General features: G+C 70.4%; 20 protein-coding genes. 2 read left to right on the top strand and 18 right to left on the bottom strand.

Going from position 1 to position 26266, the window contains the following annotated elements:
• Positions 1-240: 240 nt before the first annotated feature.
• The 16 genes from ACZ7LS_RS00005 to uvrA all read right to left on the bottom strand — a co-directional run bounded on the left by ACZ7LS_RS00005 (position 241) and on the right by uvrA (position 21192).
• Positions 241-1809, bottom strand: a complete 1569-nt coding sequence (locus ACZ7LS_RS00005; RefSeq protein ID WP_385137151.1) for a PH domain-containing protein — start codon at positions 1807-1809, stop codon at positions 241-243.
• A complete protein-coding gene (locus ACZ7LS_RS00010) occupies positions 1806-2306 on the bottom strand; it encodes a PH domain-containing protein (protein ID WP_382530725.1) in 501 nt (166 codons plus the stop codon). The genes ACZ7LS_RS00005 and ACZ7LS_RS00010 overlap by 4 nt, the downstream gene beginning before the upstream one ends.
• Before the next feature lie 4 nt (positions 2307-2310).
• Positions 2311-3963, bottom strand: coding sequence for a glucose-6-phosphate isomerase (gene pgi, locus ACZ7LS_RS00015; protein WP_382968151.1), 1653 nt, complete (start codon positions 3961-3963; stop codon positions 2311-2313).
• 176 nt (positions 3964-4139) lie between these two features.
• A complete protein-coding gene (locus ACZ7LS_RS00020) occupies positions 4140-4475 on the bottom strand; it encodes an RNA polymerase-binding protein RbpA (protein WP_078615979.1) in 336 nt (111 codons plus the stop codon).
• A gap of 170 nt (positions 4476-4645) precedes the next feature.
• Positions 4646-4876, bottom strand: a complete 231-nt coding sequence (secG, locus tag ACZ7LS_RS00025; protein WP_030353663.1) for a preprotein translocase subunit SecG — start codon at positions 4874-4876, stop codon at positions 4646-4648.
• A gap of 219 nt (positions 4877-5095) precedes the next feature.
• The gene (gene tpiA, locus ACZ7LS_RS00030; RefSeq protein WP_382530727.1) at positions 5096-5890 is read right to left on the bottom strand and encodes a triose-phosphate isomerase; all 795 of its coding nucleotides are present in this window, start codon (positions 5888-5890) and stop codon (positions 5096-5098) included.
• Positions 5891-5897: 7 nt separating this feature from the next.
• The gene (locus tag ACZ7LS_RS00035; RefSeq protein ID WP_385137153.1) at positions 5898-7109 is read right to left on the bottom strand and encodes a phosphoglycerate kinase; all 1212 of its coding nucleotides are present in this window, start codon (positions 7107-7109) and stop codon (positions 5898-5900) included.
• Between the two features lie 134 nt (positions 7110-7243).
• On the bottom strand, positions 7244-8248 hold the full coding sequence (gap, locus tag ACZ7LS_RS00040; protein ID WP_356517154.1) for a type I glyceraldehyde-3-phosphate dehydrogenase: 1005 nt from the start codon (positions 8246-8248) through the stop codon (positions 7244-7246).
• A 208-nt stretch (positions 8249-8456) separates the two neighbouring features.
• Complete coding sequence (locus ACZ7LS_RS00045) at positions 8457-11420, bottom strand: M14 family metallopeptidase (protein ID WP_385137155.1); 2964 nt, start codon at positions 11418-11420, stop codon at positions 8457-8459.
• Between the two features lie 153 nt (positions 11421-11573).
• On the bottom strand, positions 11574-12563 hold the full coding sequence (gene whiA / locus ACZ7LS_RS00050) for a DNA-binding protein WhiA (RefSeq protein WP_030353658.1): 990 nt from the start codon (positions 12561-12563) through the stop codon (positions 11574-11576).
• Positions 12554-13588, bottom strand: coding sequence for a gluconeogenesis factor YvcK family protein (locus ACZ7LS_RS00055; protein ID WP_382530733.1), 1035 nt, complete (start codon positions 13586-13588; stop codon positions 12554-12556). Before ACZ7LS_RS00055 ends, whiA begins: the two co-directional genes overlap by 10 nt.
• On the bottom strand, positions 13585-14523 hold the full coding sequence (gene rapZ / locus ACZ7LS_RS00060) for an RNase adapter RapZ (RefSeq protein ID WP_385137157.1): 939 nt from the start codon (positions 14521-14523) through the stop codon (positions 13585-13587). The genes ACZ7LS_RS00055 and rapZ overlap by 4 nt, the downstream gene beginning before the upstream one ends.
• Complete coding sequence (gene uvrC, locus ACZ7LS_RS00065) at positions 14516-16609, bottom strand: excinuclease ABC subunit UvrC (protein ID WP_385137159.1); 2094 nt, start codon at positions 16607-16609, stop codon at positions 14516-14518. Before uvrC ends, rapZ begins: the two co-directional genes overlap by 8 nt.
• Before the next feature lie 61 nt (positions 16610-16670).
• Positions 16671-17099, bottom strand: a complete 429-nt coding sequence (locus ACZ7LS_RS00070) for a Rieske (2Fe-2S) protein (protein ID WP_382530739.1) — start codon at positions 17097-17099, stop codon at positions 16671-16673.
• A 67-nt stretch (positions 17100-17166) separates the two neighbouring features.
• Positions 17167-18093, bottom strand: coding sequence for an alpha/beta fold hydrolase (locus ACZ7LS_RS00075; RefSeq protein WP_385137162.1), 927 nt, complete (start codon positions 18091-18093; stop codon positions 17167-17169).
• A 126-nt stretch (positions 18094-18219) separates the two neighbouring features.
• The gene (uvrA, locus tag ACZ7LS_RS00080) at positions 18220-21192 is read right to left on the bottom strand and encodes an excinuclease ABC subunit UvrA (protein ID WP_385137163.1); all 2973 of its coding nucleotides are present in this window, start codon (positions 21190-21192) and stop codon (positions 18220-18222) included.
• Between the two features lie 228 nt (positions 21193-21420).
• On the opposite strand from uvrA, the gene ACZ7LS_RS00085 reads away from it, so the two are divergent.
• Positions 21421-22107, top strand: a complete 687-nt coding sequence (locus tag ACZ7LS_RS00085) for a maleylpyruvate isomerase family mycothiol-dependent enzyme (protein WP_385137165.1) — start codon at positions 21421-21423, stop codon at positions 22105-22107.
• A gap of 10 nt (positions 22108-22117) precedes the next feature.
• Positions 22118-22771: an MBL fold metallo-hydrolase gene (locus tag ACZ7LS_RS00090; protein WP_382530749.1), complete on the top strand. Its 654-nt coding sequence runs from the start codon at positions 22118-22120 to the stop codon at positions 22769-22771.
• Between the two features lie 159 nt (positions 22772-22930).
• On the opposite strand, the gene ACZ7LS_RS00095 is transcribed toward ACZ7LS_RS00090, so the two are convergent.
• A complete protein-coding gene (locus ACZ7LS_RS00095) occupies positions 22931-23938 on the bottom strand; it encodes a TerC family protein (protein ID WP_382525338.1) in 1008 nt (335 codons plus the stop codon).
• Between the two features lie 244 nt (positions 23939-24182).
• Positions 24183-26165: a TerD family protein gene (locus ACZ7LS_RS00100; RefSeq protein ID WP_382525340.1), complete on the bottom strand. Its 1983-nt coding sequence runs from the start codon at positions 26163-26165 to the stop codon at positions 24183-24185.
• Positions 26166-26266: the final 101 nt, after the last annotated feature.

The raw sequence follows: 26266 nt of genomic DNA on the forward strand, positions 1-26266 counted from the left end.
TGCCTGCGTGTTGATCTCACGAAATCCTCCCCCCCCCCCCCCCCCCCACCCCACCCCACCCCCCCCCCCCCCCCCTCCCCCCCCCCCCCCCCCCCACCCCCCCTCCCCCCCCCCCCCCCCCCTTCCCCCCCCCCCCCCCCCCCCCACCCCCCCCCCCCCCCCCCCCCCCCCGACGCGTATGCGCGCCGTGTCCTACGGCTGCTGTGTCGTACGTCCGGCGTGTCCTACGTCCGGCGTGTCCTACGGCTGCCGAGGCGTCTCGTCCGGGGCCGGATCCGGCTCCAGGAAAGGCGCCAGCAGGCCCGGGACCGCCTCGTCCGCGAAGGCCAGGCCCTCGCCCCGCGCCGCGTCGTACACGTGGTACGCACCCGCGCCCGCGGCCGTCGTCGCCGTCAGTGTCAGCAGGCCCGCGCGGCGCTGGAAGTACGACTGTTTGACCGTCCAGCCGATCACACCGCCACGCTGGAGGGCGACCGTCGCGCGGCGCACCGTGCCGGAGCGGGCCACGAGATAGCCGCCGCTGAGGCCATGGCCCAGGTTGCGGTAGGCGTCCAGGGCCAGCAGGACGGCCACCGGCAGCAGGATCACCGCGCAGACCGCCGCGGTGTAGAGCAGGACATCGGTCAGCAGCAGGCCGAGGACGGCGAGGATCACGACCGGCACCAGCGCGTACGCCAGTGACCAGCGCAGCCGGCGCCCCCGCGCGGCACGCGGGTGAGGGATCAGGACCACGCTGTTCGTCGGGGACACGGGCTCGCGCAGGACCTGCGCCGCCACCGCGTCGGCCAGCGCCCGGGGCGCGGCCGGCAGCAGCGTCTTGTTGTCGCTGTGCCCGTCCTCTTCCTCCTGGGCGAGACCGGTGGCGACCGCGTCCACCCTGGCCGCGCCCGCCATCCGGATCCCGAGCGGCTCGACCAGCTCGACACCGCGCAGCCGGCGCTCCTCGATGGAGACGGAGCGGGAGGTGAGCAGTCCGCGGCGGACCCGGAGCGTACGGCCGGGCTCCCGGTCGAGACGGTAGTTCCACCACATCTCGATCCACAGCCCCAGCGACCCTATGACCCCCACGAGGGCCAGCACGGCGAGCAGGATCACGCTCCCCCAGAGGATCGAGACGGCCCGGAAGTAGTCGCCCAGCCATGCGAAGAACCGCAACTGCATGCCGACCCAGTCACTGAGCTGCACCAGCCCCCCGGCCGCCGAGGCGCCGAGCACCGGAGCGATGAAGGAGAGCGGCGCGTACCGGATCCACCGCCGGTCGAAGGAGGCGAGTGTGCCGTCGCCGTACGTCCCGGACGTCTCGGGGACCCGGTCGAGCAGCTCTCTTCTGAGCCACTCGCCCTCGGTACGGGTGACGGGGTCGAGTTCCAGCGTGGATTCCCCGCCGGTCTGCTCGCCGGTGCCGATCCGGACCTTCACCAGCCCGAGGACCCGGAGCAGGGGATGGGCCGTCAGGTCGACGCTGCGTATCCGCTCACGGGCCAGCGAGCGGCGTTTCAGCAGAAACAGGCCGGTGTGCAGTTCGGCGCGCTCGGGCCCTATGCGGTAGCGGGTGCGGCGCCACCGTATGTAGTCCGCGCCCGTGACGCAGACGATCAGCAGCACGGCACCGGCCGACACCCAGCCGATCGCCGTCAGGGACCCCAGGCCGCCGGCCATGCCGACGAAGGACGGCACACCGGCGACGACGGCGACCCCGATCATGATCACTACGGTGACCAGGAGCGTACGCCGGTCCAGCCGCCGCCACTCCCCCTCCGCGGGCCACTCCCCCTCCGCGGGCCACCTGGACTCCGCGGGCCCGCTCATGTCGCGTCCCCCGGAGTGGCCTGGGTGATGTGCGTCAGCCGCTCGGCCAGGCCCGCGGCCAGCTCGTGGTCGAGCCCGGCGATCCGTACGGCGCCCTTGGCGGACGCGGTCGTGACGGTCACCGTGGCCAGCCTGAACAGCTGCTCCAGCGGACCGCGCACGGTGTCCACGGTCTGGATCCGGGACATCGGCGCGATCCGCCACTTCTGCCAGAAGAAGCCGGTGCGGACATAGACGGCCTCGTCCGTCACCTCCCAGCGGTGCACCCTGAACGACCAGATCGGTATCAGTGCCGTACAGGCCAGCCCGAGCACCGCCAGCACGACGGCGGGGACCAGCAGCCAGGTCCGTGCCGGGGTGATCAGCGCCCCGAGCAGGACCAGCACCCCCACCGGCGCCGCGGTCAGCAGCAGCCACCGCACGCGCCACCAGCCGATGGCACGCCGGTCCAGCGTGCTGTTCGGCGGCCGCAGCCGCCGGCCCCCCTCCCCCGTCATCGGCTCAGCGCCCCCGCAACGAGCGGTACGCCCCGACCAGCGTGGAGGTCGAGGAGTCCAGCCCGTCGCCCGGCTCGTCGCCGGTGAGGACGGGCTCGATCTTCTTGGCGAGGACCTTGCCCAGCTCGACGCCCCACTGGTCGAAGGAGTCGATGTTCCAGACGGCGCCCTGGACGAACACCTTGTGCTCGTAGAGCGCGATCAGCTGACCCAGGACGGACGGGGTCAGCTCCTCGGCGAGGATGGTGGTCGTCGGGTGGTTGCCGCGGAACGTCTTGTGCGGCACCAGCTTCTCCGGCACCCCCTCGGCCCGTACCTCCTCGGGCGTCTTGCCGAAGGCGAGCGCCTGGGTCTGGGCGAAGAAGTTGGCCATGAGCAGATCATGCTGGGCGACGAGTCCGGGCGCCAGATCCGCGACGGGCCGGGCGAAGCCGATGAAGTCGGCCGGGATGATCTTGGTGCCCTGGTGGATCAACTGGTAGTACGCGTGCTGCCCGTTGGTGCCCGGCGTGCCCCAGACGACGGGCCCGGTCTGCCAGTCGACCGGATTGCCGTCCCGGTCCACCGACTTGCCGTTGGACTCCATGTCGAGCTGCTGGAGGTAGGCGGTGAACTTCGACAGATAGTGGCTGTACGGCAGGACCGCGTGCGACTGGGCGTCGAAGAAGGCCCCGTACCAGACGCCCAGCAGGCCGAGCAGCAGCGGCGCGTTGGCCTCCGGGGCGGCGGTGCGGAAGTGCTCGTCGACGAGGTGGAAGCCGTCGAGCATCTCGCGGAACCGGTCGGGGCCGATCGCGATCATCAGCGAGAGCCCGATGGCCGAGTCGTACGAGTAGCGCCCGCCGACCCAGTCCCAGAACTCGAACATGTTGGCCGTGTCGATACCGAACCCGGAGACCTTCTCGCTGTTCGTGGAGAGCGCCACGAAGTGCTTGGCGACGGCTTCCTGTCCGGCCCCGAGCCCGCTGAGCAGCCAGTCGCGCGCGGAGGTCGCGTTGGTGATGGTCTCGATGGTGGTGAAGGTCTTCGACGCGATGATGAACAGCGTCTCGGCCGGGTCCAGGTCCCGTACGGCCTCGTGCAGATCGGCTCCGTCGACATTGGAGACGAATCGCACCGTCAGCGCGCGGTCGGTGAAGGACCGGAGCACCTCGTACGCCATCGCGGGCCCGAGGTCGGAGCCGCCGATACCGACGTTGACGACGTTCTTGATGGGGCGGCCGGTGTGGCCGGTCCACTCGCCGGACCTGATCCTGTCGGAGAACGCGCTCATCTTGTCGAGCACGGCGTGCACCGCCGGTACGACGTTCTCGCCGTCGACCTCGATGACGGCGTCACGCGGGGCGCGCAGCGCCGTGTGCAGCACGGCGCGGTCCTCGGTGGTGTTGATCTTCTCGCCGCGGAACATCGCGTCCCGCAGCTCGGCGACTCCGGTGGCCGCGGCCAGCTCGCGCAGCAGCGCCAGTGTCTCGTCGGTGACCAGGTGTTTGGAGTAGTCCAGGTAGAGGTCGCCCACCTGGAGGGTGTAGCCGGCGCCGCGCGCCGGATCGGCGGCGAACAGCTCGCGCAGATGCGTCTGCCCCAGCTGCTCCCGGTGCTTGCCCAGTGCGTCCCACTCGGGCCTCCGGGTCAGCCTGGTACGGCTTTCCGCGTTCATCTCGGACATCAGCCCACTTCTTCTCGTGCCTGCGTGCATGCCCTGTTGCCTGTCCAACCTAATTGATCAGGGTGAACGGCGACGCTACGGGGACACCACGGGCGCGAAAGCGGTGCGAAAGGGGGCAAAAACGCTTCGGCCGGACACCTGTGAGATGTCCGGCCGGAAAAGCCTGGCTAGATCTCGCCGCGCAGTTTGGCGAGCGCTTCGGCGAGGATCGCTTCGCCGTCGGCGTCGCTGCGCCGTTCCCGTACATAGGCGAGGTGCGTCTTGTACGGCTCGGTGCGCGGCGGGTCCGGCGGATTGTCCCGGTCCTGACCGGCCGGGAATCCGCAGCGCGGGCAGTCCCACGTCTCCGGAACCTGCGCGTCACTGGCGAAGCTCGGCACCGTCTCGTGCCCGTTCGAGCACCAGAAGGAGATGCGCAGGCGGGGCGCGGACTCGCCGCGCTCGGCCTCACCCATCGGCCCCGCTCCGACCCGGCTTCCCCGGATCGCGTTGCCACTTGCCACGGTCGTAACTCCCTGCGTGATGGTGCCGCAAAGCATCGAGAGGCAGCTCCGCTGCCGGGCGCCCCAGTCTACGTAAGGCCCAACGCGCGTCCAGTGAAGGGAGTTACCCCCTCCCGCCGGGCGCGGAACCCATGATAGGCCGCGCCCGCGCCGCCGTACCGTGCGTACGGTCAGCTGTCCAGCTTCAGCACCAGGCCGAGAACGACAATGCACGCGAACCACAGCAGACCGACAACCACGGTGATGCGGTCGAGGTTACGCTCCGCGACGGAGGAACCACCGACGGACGACTGCATTCCGCCACCGAACATGTCGGAGAGGCCGCCGCCCTTCCCCTTGTGCATCAGCACCAGCAGCATCAGCAGCAGGCTGAAGACGATGAGGGCGATCGAGAACCCCATAACCACGGCTGGACCAACTTCCTCGGACTGACAGGACCGACAGGACTGAAAACGAACACTGAGAACGAACGACGCAGAACGAACGACGCAGAACGAACAGCACGAAACGAACGACGGGGACCGACCGGGCTCCCCCGATACGCATAGTCGCGCTACGCGTACGCGGACGATGCCCTTTCGGCCCCCGCCAGGGTACGACGGATCCGTGCTACCGCATACTCACTGGTCTCGGAAGCGTACGATCTTGACGAACTCGTCCGCGTCCAGCGCCGCGCCGCCCACCAGGGCGCCGTCCACATCGGGCTGCGCCATGATCGCGGCCACGTTCCCGGACTTCACCGAGCCGCCGTACTGGATCCGGACCTTGTCGGCCAGCTCCCGCGAGTACAGCTCGGCCAGCCGGCCGCGGATCGCCCCGCAGACCTCCTGGGCGTCCTCCGGGGTGGCGACCTCGCCGGTGCCGATGGCCCACACCGGCTCGTACGCGATCACGACGGACTCGGCCTGGTCGGCCGGTACGTCCTTGAGTCCGCCGTCGAGCTGGTTCAGCGTGTGCTCGACCTGCCGGCCCGCCTTGCGGACGTCCAGGCCCTCGCCGACGCAGAGGATCGGGGTCAGACCGTGCTTGAAAGCGGCCTTCACCTTGGCGTTGCAGATCTCGTCCGTCTCGGCGTGGTACTGGCGCCGCTCGGAGTGGCCCACGGCGACGTAGGCGCACTTCAGCTTCGCCAGCATCGGCCCCGAGATCTCGCCGGTGTACGCACCGGAGTCGTGCGCCGAGATGTCCTGGGCGCCGTACTTGATCTTGAGCTTGTCGCCGTCGACCAGGGTCTGTACGGACCGCAGGTCGGTGAAGGGCGCCAGGACGGCGACCTCGACGGCGTCGTAGTCCTTGTCGGCCAGCGCGAAGGCGAGCTTCTGGACATGGGCGATGGCCTCAAGGTGGTTGAGGTTCATCTTCCAGTTGCCCGCCATCAGCGGGGTACGGCCGGCCTTTTCGGATGAAGCAGTCATACGGGGGTCAGTCCTCCAGTGCCGCGAGGCCGGGGAGCGTCTTGCCCTCAAGATATTCGAGGCTCGCGCCGCCACCGGTCGAGATATGGCCGAATGCCTTCTCGTCGAAGCCCAGGATCCGGACCGCGGCGGCGGAGTCGCCACCGCCGACGACGGAGAAGCCCGGGGAGTCGACGAGCGCCTGGGCGACGGCCTTGGTGCCCTCGGCGTAGTCGGGGTGCTCGAAGACGCCCATGGGACCGTTCCAGAACACGGTCTCCGCGTCGGCGAGCTTCGAGGCGTACAGCCGGCCGGTCTCGGGGCCGATGTCCAGGCCCATCTGTCCGGCCGGAATGGCGTCCGCGGCCACCGTGGTGGGGTGCGCGGGAGCCTTGGTCCCGAGGTCCGGGAACTCCGGCGCGACCAGGACGTCCACGGGGAGCACGAACTCCACCCCGCGCGCGTCGGCCCGCCGCAGATACTCCTGGACCGCCGGGATCTGGTCCTCCTGGAGCAGCGAGGAGCCGGTCTCGTGGCCCTGCGCCTTCAGGAAGGTGAAGACCATGCCGCCGCCGATCAGGATGCGATCGGCCTTCTCCAGGAGATGGTCGATCACCCCGAGCTTGTCGGAGACCTTGGCGCCGCCGAGGACCACGGCGTAGGGCCGCTTGACGTCGTCGGTGAGCTTCTTGAGGACACCGACCTCGGTGGCGATCAGATAGCCCGCGGCGTGCGGCAGCCGGACGGGCAGGTCGTAGACGGAGGCGTGCTTGCGGTGCACGGCCCCGAAGCCGTCGCCCACGTAGAGATCGGCCAGCCCGGCGAGCTGGTCGGCGAAGGCGCCGCGCTCGGTGTCGTCCTTGGAGGTCTCGCCCGGGTTGAAGCGGAGGTTCTCCAGGACGGCGACCTGGCCGTCGGCGAGGGCCGCGACCACGGCCTTGGCGGACTCGCCGACCGTGTCGGCCGCGAACGCCACGTCGGTGCCCAGGAGTTCACCGAGGCGCGCGGCGGCGGGGGCGAGCGAGAAGGCGGGGTCCGGGGCGCCCTTGGGACGGCCCAGATGGGAGGCGACGATCACCCGGGCGCCCGCCTCGGCGAGCCTGGCGACCGTCGGCTGCACGGCCCGGATACGGCCGTCGTCGGTGATGGTGGTGCCGGCGAGCGGCACATTGAGGTCGGCGCGGACGAATACGCGCTGTCCGGCGACCCCTTCGGCGAGAAGTTCGTCGATCGTCTTCATCTGCTGCGGGACTCCTTGAGATGTCTGGACAGGCCGACAGGGCTCGAACAGCGCCGCGTGTGCGCCGGCCGAACCCTGTCGCTCATACCGAGATGCCTGCCGGCCCTGAACTCAGCGAACTCAGCGGCCCTGGATCAGAGCTGGCCGCCGACGAAGACGGTCAGGTCGACCAGACGGTTGGAGTAGCCCCACTCGTTGTCGTACCAGCCGATGACCTTGACGTTCTTGCCCTGGACCATGGTCAGGGAGGAGTCGAACGTGCAGGAGGCGGGCCAGTTGACGATGTCCGAGGAGACGATCGCGTCCTCGGTGTAGTCCAGGATGCCCTTGAGCTGGCCCTCGGCGGCCTTCTGGAACGCGGTGTTGACCTCGTCCTTGGTCACCTCGCGCTCCAGCTCGATGACCAGGTCGGTGACGGAGCCCGTCGGGACCGGGACGCGCATCGCGATGCCGTCGAGCTTGCCCGCCAGCTCCGGGATCACCAGCGCGGTGGCCTTGGCGGCACCGGTGGTGGTCGGGATGATGTTCTCCGCGGCGGCCCGCGCACGGCGGAGGTCGCTGTGCGGGAAGTCCAGGATGCGCTGGTCGTTGGTGTACGCGTGGACCGTCGTCATCATGCCCTTGACGATGCCGAAGTTCTCCAGGAGAACCTTGGCCATCGGCGCCACACAGTTGGTGGTACAGGAGGCGTTCGAGATGACGTGGTGGCTGGCCGCGTCGTACTTGTCCTGGTTGACGCCCATCACGATAGTGATGTCCTCGTCCTTGGCCGGAGCCGAGATGAGGACCTTCTTGGCGCCGCCCGCGATGTGCTTCGAGGCGTCGGCCTTCTTGGTGAAGATGCCGGTCGACTCGATGACGATGTCGACACCCAGCTCACCCCAGGGGATGTCGGCCGGGTTGCGCTCCGAGAGCACCTTGATGGTGTGGCCGTCGACCGTGATCGTGTCGGCGGTGTGGGTCACCTCGGCCTTGAGGCGGCCCAGGATGGTGTCGTACTTCAGCAGATGCGCCGTGGTCGCAGTGTCACCCAGGTCGTTGACAGCCACGATCTCGATGTCTGCACCCTGCTCCAGCAGCGCGCGGAAGTAGTTACGACCGATGCGGCCAAAGCCGTTGATGCCTACGCGGATCGTCACGAACCGATCTCCTCGTTGGTACGCCGGTTTTCGACGCCGGCGAGTTGTATGGGATGTCCCCGACCGCTTATGACCCTACCTCTCCGGGGGCCGCGTGGTGACATCGAGTGGCCACCCGGTCCAGCGGCGGCCCGTTCCCGTCGAAACGGGGTGACGAGCCGCCGCCGACCCGGTGCCCGGCGCCTTCCTGACGGCGCGGGGCGCCTGCCTAACGGCGCAGGGCGCGCAGCGCCTTGCCCAGCAGCGTCGCGCGCTCCCCGGCGCCCGGCACATGCTCCAGGCCGAATCCGAACAGCACGGTGTCACGCGTAGTGACGGACGCGTACGAGGTGAACAGCTCCTGGGAGCGCGCCCAGTCCCCCTCCACGACAGGGCTCCCGGCCGGTGCGCCGGGCGTGGCCCAGGCGCCGAGGGAGGTCTCGAAGCCCTCGGACTCACGGTCCGCGCCGCCCACGACGAGCCTCGCGTCGTCCGCGAACAGCCCGAGTCCCCCGCTGCCGGGGTCGGTGATGTAGCTGAGCGAGATCTCGGCCTTCTTGCCCGCGTAGGCGCTCAGGTCGAAGGAGACCTGCCGCCAGCCGTTCGAGCTGCCGGTGAAGCTGTTCCAGGAGCCGCTGCTCCCGGTCGCCGTGCAGCCGTTCGCGCCGAGGGTCAGATAGTGGCCGAGGAAGGGATGGCCGTCGAGGTAGAACCCCGCCTCGCACTCGGTGGGGACGGCCGCGCTGGTCGCGCCGCCGGCATCGGGAAGGGTGGTCCAGTCCTCGCCCCCGGCGGTGCGGGCCTCCAGGGCGGCGTGGTCGTAACCCCGCTCCGTGTTCCAGTTGAGCGCGAAGCGGAGTGCGGGCCTGTCGGCGGCGGTGACCCCGGTGAGGTCGACGGTGCGGGTGAGCCGGCTCCACTCGCTGTCCTGGTGCAGGGCCGCCGCCATCCACTGGCCGGCGTACGGCGCGTACGGGTTGGTGACCCCCGTGTACGAGCCCGACGCGGCGCTCTTGAACTGCGGGAACTCCTTCGGGTCGAGGGTGTCGGAGGTGACGGTGTAGGCGCCCGCGGGGTCCAGCGGGTTGCCGGGCAGCCCGGCGAGCGAGCCGCCGGCGCCCGCGAGTGCTCCCGTACCGGTGAAGCCGGTGGCACCCGGCGTCGACGACCGTCCGTACGCGCCCAGGTAGTACTGGCTGAAGTCGTCGGTCAGGGTCCGTCCGACCTGGGCGTCGCCGCCCGCGCGCCGTCCGGCCTCGATCAGCTTGCCGCCCTCGTTGAGGAAGGCGCGCAGGGCCAGCTGCGTGGGGCCGCCGGGGACGGCCGCGCCGGTGTAGTGGACCGCGGTGGAGAAGTGGCCGAGGACGCCCAGCGGGTGCGGAGCGCCCTGGGTGGCGACGTCCCAGACGGCGGCGGTACGGCCGTTGGCGCGCAGGGCGTCGGTGTAGGCGCGGAGCTGCTGCGCCGGCGCCCCCTCCTCGGCGATCACGAGCGTGTCGGCGCGGGGGCGTTCGGCCACGGTGTAGCTGAAGTGCTCGCTGGACGTGGGCTTTCCGCTCCTGGTCCGTCCGGTGAACCAGACCTCGACGGTGTCACCCGGACGAGCGTCCTCGATCTCGGCGCGGTACTCGTCGAAGTGAAGGTTGTCCTCGCCTCCGTAGGTCTCGCCGCCCTTCCAGGCCTTGAGGTCCTCGTCGTGCGTACGGCCGCCGTTGACGCGGTAGTTGAGCTGCTTGTCACGCACGGACTTGCGGGCGGTGACGGAGACCTCCTGGTCGGCGCCGCGCGCGTACGAGGTGGTGAACGGGTCGGGCGTGAAGTCGGGGGCGGTCAGGCCGACCGGGGAGGAGGGCTGGTCCGGGTGGGCGGCGGTCTCGGCGACGGAGAGCGCGAAGGGGACGTTCTTGGCGAACTCGCCCTGGATCAGCTTCTCGTCGTCGGGGAAGTTGAAGCCGGACCGGCAGTCCCTGACCTCCCAGGCGTCGTCCGGGTCGAGCGCGGACGCGGTCTGGCAGGTGGTCATCTCCGGGGTGAACATCATCGTTCCGTTGACGTTCGCCGCGTGCCCGTCGGCCTCGCCGTTGGTGGTGTACAGCTCGGAGGAGACCTGCGGGTAGTAGCCGGGGACCGCGGGGTTCTCGGGGGTGCCGGCGAGCGCCTTGTAGAGCACGTCGTCGGGTGTCGGGGTGGCGACCTGCCAGCCCACGCCGTAGAGCAGCAGTTCGGCCGCGGAGTGGTAGTTGATGCCGTAGTCGAAGCCGATGCGCTTCTGGAAGCGGTCGATCGCCTGCGTCTCGGGCTCGGAGCCGGGCCCCGCGCCGCGGTAGGTCTCGTTGGCGGGCCGTGGCGACGAACCCTCGTCGTCGTAGCCCCACTTGTAGGGGAAGTTCCGGTTGAGGTCGACCCCGTCGCCGGGGGCGATCTTCCCGTCGCCGTCCACGTCCCGGAGGTTCTTGCGCCACAGCCGGGCGCTGTCCGAGCTGTGGGTGTAGTCGTAGCCGTCGGGGTTGGCGGAGAGGACGAACCACAGTTCGGTGGAGTCGACGATCCTGGTGATCCGCCGGTCCTTGCCGTAGTTGTCGATGTAGTGGTGCATCAGCCGGCGCGTCATCTCGGGAGTGATCCACTCCCTGGCGTGCTGGTTGGACATGTACAGCACGGACGGCTTGGCCCCGTCCTTGGTCGTCCGGGCGCCCTTGCTGAGCTTGAGGGCCAGGATGTCCTGGCCCTTGAGGGTCTTGCCGATGGAGACGACCTTGGCGATCCGGGGGTTGGCCTGTCCCGTCTCGACGATCTCCTCCTGGAGGTTGCCCGCGCCGCTGTACGGGCGGAACACCCCGTCCCCCGCCGCCCGCAGCCGGGCGCCCGCCTTCTCGGAGACCTTCCGCTCGGTGGCCTCGACCCCCTGCTTCGCGAGGGCGCGCGCCTGCGCGTCGGTGAGGAACAGCTCGACGTTCGCCGTCCCCTTCTCGGGCGCGCGCTCCGTCAGTTCATGGGCGTCCTGGCCGGCCGCGAGAAGCAGGGGTATCTGCTCCTTGGTGACCTCCGCCTCGAAGACCTTCACGGCGTCCGCGCCCGGTGCCGCCTCGGCTCCCGGTGCGGATCCGGGCCGTGCCTGGGCGGTCGGCGCCGCCGATATGCCCGCCAGCAGCAGCGCGCCCGCCGCGAGGATCGATCCCGCTCTTCGTCTCATGTGCCCCCCTTGCTGTTGTCTGCCACATCCGTGGACAGACGCCAGGCTCACCACCCTCCATGATCATGTCAAGGGTGTGCCGGGAGGTGGTGAAATGCCTGCTGCCGACACCTATTCGGCGCCGGCAGCGGGCAGTTGGGGCAGCGGGCGGGCTCAGCCCACGAGACCGTCGGCCAGGTCCTCGCTCAGATTGGACTCCGTACCCGGAATCCCGAGGTCCTGTGCCCGCTTGTCGGCCATGGCCAGCAGCCGCCTGATCCGGCCCGCGACCGCGTCCTTGGTGAGCGGCGGGTCGGCGAGCGCGCCCAGTTCCTCCAGCGACGCCTGCTTGTGCTCCATCCGCAGCCGGCCCGCGGCGGCGAGATGCTCGGGCACCTCCTCGCCGAGGATCTCCAGCGCGCGCTGCACCCGGGCGCCCGCCGCGACCGCGGCCCGCGCCGACCGGCGCAGATTCGCGTCGTCGAAGTTGGCGAGGCGGTTGGCGGTGGCACGGACCTCGCGGCGCATCCGCCGCTCCTCCCAGGCCAGCACCGACTCATGGGCGCCGAGCCGGGTCAGCAGCGCGCCGATCGCGTCGCCGTCCCGTACGACCACCCGGTCCACCCCGCGCACCTCACGCGCCTTGGCGGCGATCTGGAGCCTGCGGGCGGCACCGACCAGCGCGAGGGCCGCCTCGGGTCCCGGGCACGTCACCTCCAGCGAGGAGGAGCGGCCCGGCTCGGTGAGCGAGCCGTGCGCCAGGAACGCGCCGCGCCAGGCCGCCTCCGCGTCACAGGTGGCGCCGGAGACGACCTGCGGGGGCAGTCCGCGGATCGGGCGGCCGCGGCCGTCGACCAGTCCGGTCTGCCGGGCCAGCTGATCACCGCCCGTAATCACCCGTACGACGTAACGGCTGCCGCGGCGCAGTCCGCCCGGGGCCATCACGACGAGCTCGGAGTTGTGCCCGAAGATCTCCAGAATGTCCTTCCGGAGCCGGCGCGCGGCGATGCTGGTGTCCAGCTCCGCCTCGATCACAATGCGGCCGCTCACCAGGTGCAGCCCGCCCGCGAACCGGAGGATCGCCGAGACCTCAGCCTTCCTGCAGCACGTCCGGGTGACGGGGAGGCGGGCGATCTCGTCCTTCACCGCTGGCGTCATCGCCATGGGCCGATCCTTCCATGCATCCGAAAAATACGGTCGTACGCGGCTGCCAACAGCTCCGGATCATGGACCGGGGAACTGTCGGGCGCTGCCACCGGCGCCAGCTCGACCGCGGCACCGAACCGCTTGGCGGCATCGGAGAGTGAATCGCGGTCGGGCACGGCGGCCTGGTCGGCCAGCACCACGTCCAGGGCGAGTTTAGGGGCGTGTCGCCCCAAAACCTCCAAATGACGCTGCGGTGAGAAGCCTTCGGTTTCACCGGGTTGCGGCGCGAGGTTCAGTGAGAGGACCCGGCGCGCCTTCGTCTCGACGAGCGCGTCGAGCAGCTCGGGCACCAGGAGATGGGGGATGACCGAGGAGAACCAGGAGCCGGGGCCGAGCACCACCCAGTCGGCGTCGAGCACCGCGGCGACCGCCTCGGGGACGGCCGGCGGGTCGTGCGGCACCAGATGGACGGACTGCACCTCACCGCGGGTGAGCGCGACGGTGGCCTGGCCGCGCACCGTGTCGACCTGGTCGGGGCGCGCCGGGTCATGGCCCCGTACGAGCGCCTGGAGCTCCAGCGGCACGGCGGACATGGGCAGCACCCGGCCATGCGCCCCGAGGAGCTTGCCGACCAGGTCGAGGGCCTGCACATGGTCGCCCAGCTGCTCCCAGAGGGCGACGATCAGCAGATTGCCCACCGCGTGCTCATGGAGGTCGCCCTTCGACTGGAAGCGGTGCTGGATCACCCGCGCCCAGGTCTGGCCCCAGTCGTCGTCGCCGCAGAGCGCCGCCAGGGCCTTGCGCAGATCGCCGGGCGGCAGGACGCCCAGCTCCTCCCGGAGGCGGCCGCTGGAGCCGCCGTCGTCGGCGACGGTGACGACGGCCGTGAGATCGCCGGTGATCCGGCGGAGCGCCGCGAGGGACGCGGACAGGCCCATTCCGCCGCCGAGCGCGACGACCTTGGGCTGGGCGCCGCGTCCGCGCGCCGACAGCGCGGGGACACCCCTGCGCAGCCGGCGCATGCGGAAGGTGCGTCCGGTCACTCGCGCCCCATGTCCCGGTGGACGACGACGGTCTCGATGCCTTCGGAGACGAGGCGCGCGCCGAGCTTCTCGGACATGGCGACGGAACGGTGCTTGCCGCCGGTACAGCCGACGGCGACGGTCACATAGCGCTTGCCCTCGCGGCGGTAGCCCGAGGCGATCAGCTGGAGCAGCTCGGTGTAGCGGTCCAGGAACTCCTTGGCGCCCGGCTGGTTGAAGACATACGCGGACACCTCCTCGTTGAGCCCGGTGAAGGACCGCAGCTCGGGGACCCAGTGCGGATTGGGCAGGAAGCGGCAGTCCACCACCAGGTCGGCGTCGACCGGCAGGCCGTACTTGTAGCCGAACGACATGACGGTGGCCCGCAGCTCCGGCTTCTCGTCCCCGGCGAACTGGGCGTCCATCTTGGCGCGCAGTTCGTGGACGTTGAGGCTGGAGGTGTCGATCACCAGATCCGCGTCGCCGCGCAGCTCGCGCAGCAGCTCCCGCTCCGCCTCGATGCCGTCCACGATCCGGCCGTCGCCCTGGAGCGGGTGCGGGCGCCGTACGGATTCGAAGCGGCGCACCAGCGCCTCGTCGGAGGACTCCAGGAAGACGACCCGCCGGGTCACCTCCTTGGCGTCGAGGTCGGCGAGGGACTCGCGGAGGTTGTCGAAGAACCGCCGCCCCCGTACGTCGACCACGACCGCGATCCGCGCCACGTTGCCCTGCGAGCGGGCGCCGAGCTCCACCATGGTGGGGATCAGCGCGGGCGGCAGGTTGTCGACGACGAACCAGCCGAGGTCCTCCAGGCACTTGGCCGCGGTGCTGCGGCCCGCGCCCGACATACCGGAGATGATCACCAGTTCGGGGATGGCCGCCTCGACGGCCTCACCCGTCTCGTTTGTGGTGCCCGTACTCACGTGCCCTGCTCCGTCCCGGTCGTGCTCAGTCATGCGTGCTGCCCCCGTTGTCTTCCATGATCTCTCCTGTTGCCGTGTTCACGGCGGGTGCCGCCGGGGCCGCCTTGGCGAAGGCCACGACGACCGACTCGGCCGTTTTGCGGCCCACGCCCGGAACCTCACAGATCTGGTCGATTGTCGCCTGCCGCAGCTTCTTCACCGAGCCGAAATGCTTGATCAGCGACTGTTTCCGGGACTCGCCGAGGCCGGGCACATCGTCCAGCGGGCTGGACCTGACGCGTTTGGCCCGCTTGGCCCGCTGGTACGTGATGGCGAAGCGGTGCGCCTCGTCCCGTACGCGCTGGAGCAGATAGAGCCCCTCGCTGGAGCGCGGCAGGACCACCGGGTCGCTCTCGCCCGGCACCCAGACCTCTTCGAGGCGCTTGGCGAGACCGCAGACGGCGACATCGTCGATGCCCAGCTCGTCCAGGGCCCGCTTGGCCGCCGCGACCTGCGGCTGTCCGCCGTCGACGACCACCAGCTGCGGCGGATAGGCGAAGCGCCTGGGGCGGCCGTCGTCCTCGTGTCCGGGCTGTTCCAGCCGCTCCAGCCGCTCCAGCCGCTCCAGCGGGCCGGTCCCGGCCGGGGACTCCGCGGGCTGCCCGGCCTGAACCGAGGACTCCCCGGGCTCCCCCGGCTCCTCGGGCCGGTCCGGCGCCTCGGGCCACTCCCCGGTCCGCTCCTTCTCCTGGAGGTAGCGCCGGAAGCGCCGCCCGATGACCTCGTGCATCGACCGGACGTCGTCCTGTCCCTCAAAGGTCTTGATCTGGAACCGGCGGTATTCACCCTTACGGGCGAGGCCGTCCTCGAAGACCACCATGGACGCCACGACGTCGTCACCCTGGAGGTGCGAGATGTCGTAGCACTCGATACGCAGCGGCGCGCTGTCCAGACCGAGGGCCTCCGCGATCTCCTCCAGGGCCCGGGAGCGGGTGGTGAGATCGCTGGCGCGCTTGGTCTTGTGCAGGACCAGTGACTGCTGGGCATTGCGCCCGACCGTCGCCATCAGGTCCTTCTTGTCGCCGCGCTGCGGAATCCGCAGCGAGACATGGGATCCGCGGCGCTCGCTGAGCCACTGGGCGACGGCCTCCGCGTCCTCCGGCAGGGCGGGGACGAGCACCTCCTTGGGGACGGCGTCCCCGCGCTCCTCGCCGTACAGCTGCTGGAGGGCGTGCTCGACGAGCCCCGCCGTCTCCACGGCCTCGACCTTGTCCGTGACCCAGCCGCGCTGGCCGCGGACCCGGCCGCCGCGGACGTGGAAGATCTGTACGGCGGCCTCCAGCTCGTCCTCGGCCACCGCGATGAGGTCGGCGTCCGTGGCGTCGGCGAGCACGACCGCGTTCTTCTCCATCGCGCGGCGCAGCGCGCCTATGTCGTCGCGCAGCCGGGCCGCCTTCTCGTACTCCATCTCCTCGGCGGCGTCCGTCATCCGCTGCTCAAGGCGGCGGATGTACGTGCCGGTGCGGCCGGCCATGAAGTCGCAGAACTCCTCGGCCAGTTCGCGGTGTTCCTCGGGGGTGACGCGGCCGACGCAGGGCGCCGAGCACTTGCCGATGTAGCCGAGGAGACAGGGGCGGCCGGTCCGCGCGGCGTTCTTGAACACCCCGGCGGAGCACGTCCGTACGGGAAAGACACGGAGCATCAGATCGACGGTCTCGCGGATGGCCCACGCGTGTCCGTAGGGACCGAAGTAGCGCACGCCCTTCTTCTTGGCGCCGCGCATCACCTGGACCCGGGGGAACTCCTCGTTCAGCGTGACGGCGAGGAACGGATAGCTCTTGTCGTCGCGGTACTTGACGTTGAACCGCGGGTCGTACTCCTTGATCCAGGAGTACTCCAGCTGGAGCGCCTCGACCTCGGTGGAGACGACGGTCCACTCGACGGACGCCGCGGTGGTGACCATGGTGCGGGTACGCGGGTGCAGACCCGCGAGGTCCTGGAAGTAGTTGGCGAGCCGCTGGCGCAGGCTTTTCGCCTTCCCGACATAGATCACCCGCCGGTGGTCGTCACGGAACCTGTAGACCCCCGGCGAGTCGGGGATCTGTCCCGGCTTGGGGCGGTAGCTGGAGGGGTCGGCCATGCCGTCCACCCTACTGTCGGGGACCGACAGCAGGACCGCGCCGGGGGTACCGCGACGGCTGTCAGGCCCGGGGGCCCGCGATGAGCTTGCCGCCCTCCGCCGTCACCGGGACCTCGGGCAGCGGCTCGGTCGCCGGGCCCTGGAGCGCCGTGCCGTTGGTGACGTCGAACTTGCTGCCGTGGCACGGGCAGTCACCGACCGTGCCCTCCAGCTTCTCCAGGAGGCAGCCCGCGTGGGTGCACTGCGCGCTGAACGCCCTGTACTCCCCCTTCGCGGGGCAGCTCACCACCAGTCGCTGCTCCCGGTAGAGCTTCGCGCCGCCGACCGGTACCTCCTCCGCCGCGCCGAGGTCGACCGGTGCGGTGGGGGTGGGGTTCTCGGCGTGGCCCAGCTTCGACTCGGTGGAGCAGGCCGCCACCCCCAGCCCGGCCGCACCGGCGAGCGCGGCGCCCTTCAGCACGGTGCGACGAGCGGCGGACGGGCCGGCCATGGTGTCTCCACTGAGTCGGGGGGGTCGGTGACATACGCGACGATACCGGGGCCGTTCCGGCGGCTCTTCAGCGGCTGCCCCGCCGGTGGCGCACGCCCCCGGGGAATGCCCCGACCGCCGCCCGGAAACCCTCCGGATCCTCGGTCCAGGGCAGGTGTCCGGCGCCCGCCGGCGTCGTCCTGGTCACGTCCGGGAGCGCCTTCTCCAGCGAGTCCACGGACCAGCGGGGCCGGATGTCGTCCTCCCCGTCCACGATCAGTACGGGGACACGCAGTACGGGGACACGCAGCGCGGCGCACCGCTCCCGCAGTCCGTGGGTGGCCGAGGGCCGCTTCAGCTCCGCGCCGATGGCGGCGTCGCAGGCGTAGTTGACGCCGAACCACGGGGTCGCCATGGCCTCGGCGTGTGCCTCGGCGCGGTCGTGGTCGGTGAAGTCCACCGACCGCTGGAGGACCGCGTACTCCCGGTCCTCCGCGTCCGTACGGCCGTCGCCGCGCTCTCGCAGCTCCTGCCGGCGCTCCCGCCGGCCGGGGCGCTCGCCGAGCCTGCGGTGGAACGCCTCCTTGTGCGCCGGATGCCAGGTGGAGTCGTCGTCGATGCCGGTGCCCGAGACATAGTTCAGCCCGCCGACCCGGGCGGGATGGGCCGGCGCGTACGCGAGGGCCGGCCGCGCGCCCCAGGAGTGCCCGAGCAGTGTGACCCGCTCCAGCCCGAAGTGGCGCCGTACGGCTTCGAGGTCGGCGACCGGGCGGTCGGTGCTGTACGGGCCCGGGCGCTGGGAGCGGCCGGGGCCCCGCTGGTCCCAGCGGTACGCGGGGTTGCCGGGGAGCAGGGCGGCCGGCTCCTCCAGGGTGTCCCAGAGGCCCGGCCCGCCATGGCAGAGGATCACGGGCTCGCCCGCGTCGCCGCCCGTGCGCGCGGCCCAGAGCCGTACCCCGTCGTCCGTCAGAACCGTCTCGCCCGCACCCGTCGTGTCCACACCCGTCACGTCCATCCCAGGATGGTGCCGAGTCCGGGAGCGGTGGGACAGCCGGTTCAGACGGACAGCCGTTCGGACGAGGCGGCGCGAGGCGTGGGCGCGGACACTCCGTGCGCGCGCCCGCGCCCCCGCGCCCCTGGGTCACGCGCGGCGCGAGCGCGCGGTGGTCTTCTTCGCCACCGTCTTCGCCGCCGCCGTCTTCGCCGGTGGCTTCTTGGCCGCCGTCCTGCGGGTCGTGGCCTTCTTCGTCGGCGCCGCGTCGCTGATGCTCTCGGCGTCCAGGATCTCCCGCAGGAACTTTCCGGTGTGGCTGGCCGGGACTCCGGCCACCTGCTCCGGGGTGCCCTCCGCGATCACCAGACCGCCGCCGTTGCCCCCCTCCGGTCCCATGTCGATCACCCAGTCCGCCGTCTTGATGACGTCCAGGTTGTGCTCGATCACGATCACCGTGTTGCCCTTCTCGACCAGTCCGGAGAGCACCGTGATCAGCTTGCTGATGTCCTCGAAGTGGAGACCGGTCGTCGGCTCGTCCAGGACGTAGACCGTGCGGCCGGTGGACCGCTTCTGCAGCTCGCTCGACAGCTTCACCCGCTGTGCCTCGCCGCCCGAGAGGGTCGGCGCGGACTGGCCCAGCCGGACATAGCCGAGGCCGACCTCGTTGAGCGTCCTGAGGTGCCGCGAGATCGTCGGGACGGCCTCGAAGAAGTCCAGGGCCTCCTCGATCGGCATGTCCAGCACCTCGGCGATGGACTTGCCCTTGTAGTGGACCTCCAGGGTCTCCCGGTTGTAGCGGGCTCCATGGCAGACCTCGCACGGGACGTAGACGTCCGGCAGGAAGTTCATCTCGATCTTGATCGTGCCGTCGCCCGAGCAGTTCTCGCAGCGGCCGCCCTTGACGTTGAAGGAGAAGCGCCCGGGGAGGTAACCGCGGACCTTGGCCTCCATCGTCTCGGCGAAGAGCTTGCGGACATGGTCGAAGACACCGGTGTACGTGGCCGGGTTGGACCGGGGCGTACGGCCGATGGGCGACTGGTCGACATGCACGACCTTGTCGACCAGATCGTCGCCGTCGACCCGGGTGTGCCGGCCCGGCACCGACTTCGCGCCGTTCAGCTCGCGCGCCAGATGCGTGTACAGGATGTCGTTGACCAGCGTCGACTTGCCGGAGCCCGAGACACCGGTGATGGCCGTGAACACACCCAGCGGGAACGACACGTCGATGTCCCGCAGATTGTTCTCCCGGGCGCCGTGCACGGTGAGCTGCCGGCCCGGGTCGACCGGCCGGCGGATGCCCGGGGTCGGGATGGCCTTCTTCCCGGAGAGGTACTGGCCGGTCATCGACTCCTTGTTGGCCAGCAGCCCCTTCAGCGGTCCCGAGTGCACGACCTTGCCGCCGTGCTCACCGGCGCCGGGGCCGATGTCGACCACCCAGTCGGCCACCTTGATGGTGTCCTCGTCGTGCTCCACGACGATCAGGGTGTTGCCCATGTCCCGCAGCCGCACCAGGGTCTCGATCAGCCGGTGGTTGTCCCGCTGGTGCAGACCGATCGACGGCTCGTCCAGCACGTACAACACCCCGACCAGCCCCGAGCCGATCTGCGTCGCGAGCCGGATCCGCTGGGCCTCGCCACCGGAGAGGGTCCCGGCCGCGCGGTTCAGCGAGAGGTAGTCCAGACCGACGTCGACCAGGAACTTCAGCCGTTCGTTGACCTCCTTGAGCACCCGCTCGGCGATCTTCTTGTCCCGGGCGTCCAGCCTCAGCTCGCCCAGGAAGTCGGCGCAGTCGCTGATCGACAGCGCGGCGACCTCGGCGATGGACTTCTCCATGACCGTGACCGCGAGGACGATCGGCTTGAGGCGGGTGCCCTCACAGGTCGGGCAGGGCACCTCGCGCATATAGCCCTCGAAGCGCTCCCTGCTGGTGTCGCTCTCCGCTTCCGTGTGCCGCCGCTTGACGAAGGAGACCGCTCCCTCGAAGGCGGGGCTGGTGTAGGCGCGCTCGCGGCCGTACCGGTTGCGGTACCGGACCTCGACCTGGGTCTTGTGGCCGTACAGCAGGGCCTTCCTGGCGCGCTGCGGCAGTCCGGCCCACGGGATGTCCGTACGGAACCCGAGGGCCTTGGCGAGGCCGCCGATCTGCCGTCCGAAGTACTCCTTCGTATGGCCGTGGGACCAGGGGTGGATCGCGCCCTCGTCGAGTGACTTCTCCTCGTCGGGGACGATCAGCTCCGGGTCGACCTCCATGCGCGTACCGATACCGGTGCAGTCGGGGCAGGCGCCGAAGGGCGAGTTGAAGGAGAAGGAGCGGGGCTCCAGCTCCTCGAACGAGAGATCGTCGTACGGGCAGTACAGATGCTCGGAGTACATCCGCTCGCGCTCGGGGTCGTCCTCGGGGAGGTCGACGAAGTCGAGCACGACCATGCCGCCGGAGAGGCCGAGCGCGGTCTCGACCGAGTCGGTCAGCCTGCGCTTGGCGCTGTCCTTCACCGTGAGGCGGTCGACCACCACCTCGATGGTGTGCTTCTCCTGCTTCTTGAGCTTGGGCGGCTCGCTGAGCTGGATCGTCTGCCCGTCGACCCTGGCCCGGCTGTAGCCCTTCGTCTGCAGGTCGGCGAAGAGATCGACGAACTCGCCCTTGCGCTCACGGACGAGCGGCGAGAGGACCTGGAACCGGCTGCCCTCGGGCAGTTCGAGCACCCGGTCCACGATGGCCTGCGGCGACTGCCGCGAGATCGGCCGGCCGCACTCGGGGCAGTGCGGCTTGCCGATCCTGGCGAAGAGCAGCCGGAGGTAGTCGTAGACCTCGGTGATCGTGCCGACCGTCGAGCGCGGGTTGCGCGAGGTCGACTTCTGGTCGATGGAGACTGCCGGGGAGAGCCCCTCGATGAAGTCGACGTCCGGCTTGTCCATCTGGCCGAGGAACTGCCGGGCATACGAGGAGAGGGACTCCACGTACCGGCGCTGTCCCTCGGCGAAGATCGTGTCGAACGCGAGAGAGGACTTGCCCGACCCGGAAAGCCCGGTGAAGACGATGAGGGAGTCACGGGGGAGGTCGAGCGACACGTTCTTGAGATTGTGCTCGCGCGCGCCACGGACGATGAGACGGTCGGCCACGCCTGTCCGCACCTTTCTGAAGAGAACCAGGGGCGGAGCCCCCTTCCCACACTCATGGGGGTCGCCAGAACGATGGATTGCCAAGTGGTCGATTTGCCGGGCTTCGGAGCGCCGGTCGGGATTCCTACATGCCAGGATGCCTCTTCCGAGCCTATAGCACGCGCATTCGATTTACGGCCGCCCGTCACCGTCTTCACCCGATCGAGTGGCGGCGCTATCGTCGGCGCCATGATCGATCACGAGCGTGACCTGGCGGCTGTACGTGAAGCGACGGACCGGCTCCTCAGCGCGGTCGCCCGACTGGACAACGCGGCCCTCGCCGCACCGTCACGGCTCCCGGGCTGGAGCCGGGGACATGTGCTGGCACATCTCGCCAGGAACGCGGACGCACTGGTCAATGTGCTCGAAGGCCAGCCCATGTACCGCGACGCCGAAACCCGTGACGCGGACATCGGGCGGGACGCGTCCCGCCCGCTGGACGTACAGCTCACCGATGTACGTAACACCGCCGACGGCTTCCAGCATTCCGCCGCCGCGCCCGCCGACTGGACGCGCGTCGTCACGATGCGCAACGGCGTCACGGACGTGGCGGCCCGCCTTCCGTTCCGCCGGCTGATCGAGATCGAGCTGCACCATGTCGATCTCGGCATCGGCCACGAGCTGGAAGACCTCTCCGAGGAGTTCACCGAGCGCGAGACCCTCTTCCTCGTGGAGCGCTTCTCCGGGAACCCCGCGGTCCCGCCGCTGGTCCTGACCGCGCCCGGCGGACGGAGCTGGCGTACGGGCCGTACGGAGGGCACCGCGCTCGCCGTGAGCGGACCCGCCGCGGACCTGATGGGCTGGCTCGCGGGCCGCAGGGACGGCGCCGCCCTGAAGTCTCCGGACGGCCCCCTCCCCGTACTGCCCCCGCTATAGGCTGATCCGTATGACGTACAGCGGAACGGTGAAGGTCGGCGGACCGGCGGATGTGCATGAACTGCCCGCCCTGATGATCTCCAAGGTGGCCGTCGGGCCGATGGACAACAACGCCTATCTGCTGCGCTGCCGGGCCACCGGCGAGCAGCTGCTGATCGACGCGGCCAATGACGCCGCCACGCTGCTGACCCTGATCGGTGACGACGGCATCGCGTCCGTCGTCACCACGCACCGCCACGGCGACCACTGGCAGGCCCTGGCCGAGGTCGTGGCGGCCACGGGCGCGCGGACGTATGCGGGGCGGTACGACGCCGAGGCCATCCCCGTCCCCACCGATGTCCCGGTCGAGGACGGGGACACGATCCGCGTCGGTGAGATCGAGCTCACCGCCCTGCGTCTGGTGGGTCACACCCCCGGCTCGATCGTGCTGGTCTACGACGACCCGCACGACCACGCGCATCTGTTCACCGGCGACTGCCTGTTCCCCGGTGGCCCCGGGAGGACCGGGACCCCGGCGGACTTCGCGAGCCTGATGGACGGGATCGAGACCAAGATCTTCGCGGCGCTGCCGGACGAGGCGTGGATCTACCCGGGCCATGGCAACGACTCCACCCTCGGCGCCGAGCGCCCGCACCTCGCGGCCTGGCGGGCGCGGGGCTGGTGACGGCGGGTCCGGCTCTCCGCTGACGCGAGAGCGCTGACGCGAAAGAGGGGGCGAGCGGCAGTACTGCCGCTCGCCCCCTCTCCGTTGCGCCCGCTCCGCGCGGATCAGGCCGGACCGCGAGGATCTGGCCGTAGTGCGGATCAGGCCGTACCGTGCGGATCAGGCCTCGACGCTGTCCTTGCTGTCCTTGCCGCTGTCCGTCTCGGCGGCGGCCGCGTCGCGCTCCGCCTGCTTCTTCGAGGCGATCAGGCTCGTGATCGTGGTGATGATCAGGACACCACAGATGACCGCCAGCGAGACCGGAATGGAGATCTCGGGGACATGCACCCCGGTCTCGTGCAGCGCGTGGAGCACCAGCTTCACACCGATGAAGCCCAGGATGACCGACAGGCCGTAGCTGAGGTGCACCAGCTTCTTGAGCAGCCCCCCGATGAGGAAGTAGAGCTGCCGCAGACCCATCAGGGCGAAGGCGTTGGCGGTGAAGACGATGTACGGGTCCTGGGTCAGACCGAAGATCGCGGGGATGGAGTCCAGCGCGAACAGCACGTCGGTGGTGCCGATGGCCAGCATGACCACCATCAGCGGGGTCAGGATCCGCTTGCCGTTGCTCCGGATGAAGAGCTTGGTGCCGTGGTACTTGTCGGCGACCCCGAAGCGCTTCTCGATGGACTTCAGGAGACGGTTCTCCTCGAACTCCTCTTCCTCGTCGTCCGAGCGTGCCTCCTGGATGAGCTTCCAGGCGGTGTAGATCAGGAACGCGCCGAAGATGAAGAAGACCCACGAGAAGCTGGCGATGATCGCGGCACCGGCCGCGATGAATATCGCGCGCAGGACCAGGGCGATCAGCACACCGATGAGCAGCACGCGCTGTTGCAGATGTGTGGGAACCGAGAACTTCGCCATGATCAGGACGAAGACGAAGAGATTGTCGACACTGAGCGACTTCTCGGTGATGAAGCCGGCGAAGAACTCGCCGGACGCCTGGCCCGTCCCGAACACCATCAGACCGAGGCCGAACAGCGCGGCGAGGGCGATCCAGACGATCGTCCAGATACCGGCTTCCTTCATCGACACGTCATGGGGCTTGCGCCCGATGAAGAAGTCGACAGCGATCAGGGCGGACAGACCGAGAATGGTCAGCACCCAAAGATTCATGGAAACGTCCACTGTGCCTCCGGCTTCGTACGGCTACAAATCAGCGTCGTCGCTGCCGGAGGTCTCTTCCACCCGGGCGGCTTCCGCCGCTCCCCGGGCCGACGCCCCGGGATCGATGGCGATCCGTATTGACGGGCACGTCGCGATGTGGGAGTACTCCCCTCCGCTGCCAAGAAGAGTACAGGAAAGGCCAAGGAAAGGTAAAGAAAGAGGTAAACGATCGCCAAGTGTGCAGGTCAGAGCGGTTCAGAGGGGATCAGCGACGCCACGTACGGCGAGCGGACGCCACCTGTTCCAGCACCTGTCGCAGCACCCCGCTCCGCGGCGGCACCGCCGGTGGTTCGTACGTCCAGGCATGGCCCACCCAGGGATCGGCGAGGTGATCGTCCGGGACGGGGGTGACCCGGAGCAGGGTCCGCCAGAGCGGATCGAGCACCGGTCCGTAGCCGCTCGCGTCCTCGCGGTCCGCGACCATCAGCAGATGCACACCGACGGCGGGCCCCTCGTCGGCGAGATAGCGCAGCTGGGTGACCGCGCGGTCGTCGAAGCCGTGCGGGAAGTCATTGACGATCAGCAGCTGCTCGGCGGTGTCGAGACCGGGCGGCAGGGATTCGGCCGCCCCCGCGCGAACCGCCATCTGCACCAGATCCACCCGCTGCGTGAGCGCCGCGAGGACGGTCGACACTCCCCCGGCGCCCGCCGCGGGCGGCTGGTCCAGCACCCCGGAGGCGGTCAGCGGGACCAGTGAGCGCGCCCCCGAGCCGGCCGGGTCGATCACATGGACGGTGAACTCGCCCGGCGGGTAGACGGCCAGGAGACGCGCGGCATGGGCGACCGCGGTGTCCATGGCCAGCCCGCGCAGCTGGGCGTCGTCCATCATCAGCGCGGCCTCGGAGCCGGAACGGCCGCTGTCGACCCAGAGCCCGCGCTCCAGGGGCAGCCGCACCAGCATCGGTATCCGCAGGTCGGGACGCTCGGGCAGATGGACATCGCCGAGGCGGAGCGCCATCGGGATCTCCATCGGTACGCGGTAGCCGTGCCAGACGGGGTTGTCCCAGCGGGCGTAGGCGGGCGGCAGCGCGGGCTCGACGACCTCGGACTCGGCCACGAGCTGGGCGAGATCGCGGTCGAGGGCCTCGCGCGCCTGGCCGGCGAGCTGGTCGTGCTTGGCGCGGGCGGCCTCGCGGGCGGTGTCTCCCGCGCCGCCGATGCGCCGGCGGGGGTCGGACAGGACGCCGTCCAGCTCCTGGTCGAGCCGCGACTCGGCGAAGTCCATGGCGCTGCGGTACGCGGCGACCGTACGAGCCAGGTCCTCGAACATGCCCCAGACCTGGTTGTAGAGGCGCTCGTCCATGGACCAGCCCGTGGCGTCGCCCGCGACGGGGCGGGGCGGGCGGCCCGGCTGCGCGGGGGCCGTGGCCGGGGGCGGAGTCGGAGGCGTGGAGGTACGGCGGCCCGGATGCGTGTAGTTGACCGCCCCGCCCGCGCCGCCCACATCGCCCGTCCCGCCCGTACCGGGGTGCGGACCGCCGGGCGATGGCGGTCCGGAGGGCGACGGCCCGGCGGATGGCACGGTGTCGGGCGCGGACTGCGGCGCGGGGGCGGGCCCCGGAGCCGGGGGCAGCCCCTCGGACCTGCGCCGTCTGCCGTCCGCCGCACCCGGCAGCGGTGTCTGTACGGCGTCGGCCAGATGCCGGGCCACCGCCTCCTGGATACCGGCGGCGAAGACCAGGGCCTGCGGCAGACCCTGGTCGCCGAAGAGCTCGGCGAGGCCGCCCGCGTACCCCTGGCCGACGGCCCTGACCTTCCAGGCGCCCTGGCGGCGGTACAGCTCCAGGGCCACGACGGCGGTCTCGGAGTCCAGTCCGGTGAGGGTGAAGCTGGCGATCTCCGCGCCCCCGGTGGCGGTGACGGCCGCGAAGGGGGCCGCGGTGGCGCCGAAGCGGGCGGGACCGCCGACCCCCTCGGGGAGAGCGAGCAGCGCGCGCACCAGCCGCACGCGCGGGGGCAGGGCGTCGAGATCGACATGGAAGCGCAGGCCCGCGGCGGCCTGGCGGGACACCTCGATGCCCGGGAGCGAGGGCGAACCGGGGTGGACGATCCACTCCGTGCCGCCGATGGTGCCCCGGTCGTCCGCGAGCGTCGCGCACCCGATGACCGGGGTGCCGGCCGTCACCCGGATCTCCAGTCGGGTGTGGGGCAAGGGGTGGTTCTGCCCCCGGACCAGCTCGGCCGTCATCGCCTCTGTCCCCTCATTGGTTACGCGTCGGTGTCCAGGTGTGGGTGTACAGCTCTGTGGGCGTACAGCTCTGTACGGGTGTTCCGGTGCGGATGCTCAGG

The sequence above is a fragment of the Streptomyces sp. NPDC039430 genome (assembly GCF_055639435.1).

Excerpts from the sequence above, each read along its gene's own strand:
- uvrC (WP_385137159.1), bottom strand. The coding sequence starts at position 16,609 with ATGGCCGACCCCTCCAGCTACCGCCCCAAGCCGGGACAGATCCCCGAC.
- pgi (WP_382968151.1), bottom strand. The coding sequence starts at position 3,963 with ATGAACGCGGAAAGCCGTACCAGGCTGACCCGGAGGCCCGAGTGGGAC.
- ACZ7LS_RS00035 (WP_385137153.1), bottom strand. The coding sequence starts at position 7,109 with ATGAAGACGATCGACGAACTTCTCGCCGAAGGGGTCGCCGGACAGCGC.
- rapZ (WP_385137157.1), bottom strand. The coding sequence starts at position 14,523 with ATGACTGAGCACGACCGGGACGGAGCAGGGCACGTGAGTACGGGCACC.
- ACZ7LS_RS00070 (WP_382530739.1), bottom strand. The coding sequence starts at position 17,099 with ATGGCCGGCCCGTCCGCCGCTCGTCGCACCGTGCTGAAGGGCGCCGCG.
- ACZ7LS_RS00090 (WP_382530749.1), top strand. The coding sequence starts at position 22,118 with ATGACGTACAGCGGAACGGTGAAGGTCGGCGGACCGGCGGATGTGCAT.
- secG (WP_030353663.1), bottom strand. The coding sequence starts at position 4,876 with ATGGGGTTCTCGATCGCCCTCATCGTCTTCAGCCTGCTGCTGATGCTG.
- ACZ7LS_RS00085 (WP_385137165.1), top strand. The coding sequence starts at position 21,421 with ATGATCGATCACGAGCGTGACCTGGCGGCTGTACGTGAAGCGACGGAC.
- whiA (WP_030353658.1), bottom strand. The coding sequence starts at position 12,563 with ATGGCGATGACGCCAGCGGTGAAGGACGAGATCGCCCGCCTCCCCGTC.
- tpiA (WP_382530727.1), bottom strand. The coding sequence starts at position 5,890 with ATGACTGCTTCATCCGAAAAGGCCGGCCGTACCCCGCTGATGGCGGGC.
- ACZ7LS_RS00005 (WP_385137151.1), bottom strand. The coding sequence starts at position 1,809 with ATGAGCGGGCCCGCGGAGTCCAGGTGGCCCGCGGAGGGGGAGTGGCCC.
- ACZ7LS_RS00075 (WP_385137162.1), bottom strand. The coding sequence starts at position 18,093 with ATGGACGTGACGGGTGTGGACACGACGGGTGCGGGCGAGACGGTTCTG.
- ACZ7LS_RS00045 (WP_385137155.1), bottom strand. The coding sequence starts at position 11,420 with ATGAGACGAAGAGCGGGATCGATCCTCGCGGCGGGCGCGCTGCTGCTG.
- ACZ7LS_RS00010 (WP_382530725.1), bottom strand. The coding sequence starts at position 2,306 with ATGACGGGGGAGGGGGGCCGGCGGCTGCGGCCGCCGAACAGCACGCTG.
- ACZ7LS_RS00100 (WP_382525340.1), bottom strand. The coding sequence starts at position 26,165 with ATGACGGCCGAGCTGGTCCGGGGGCAGAACCACCCCTTGCCCCACACC.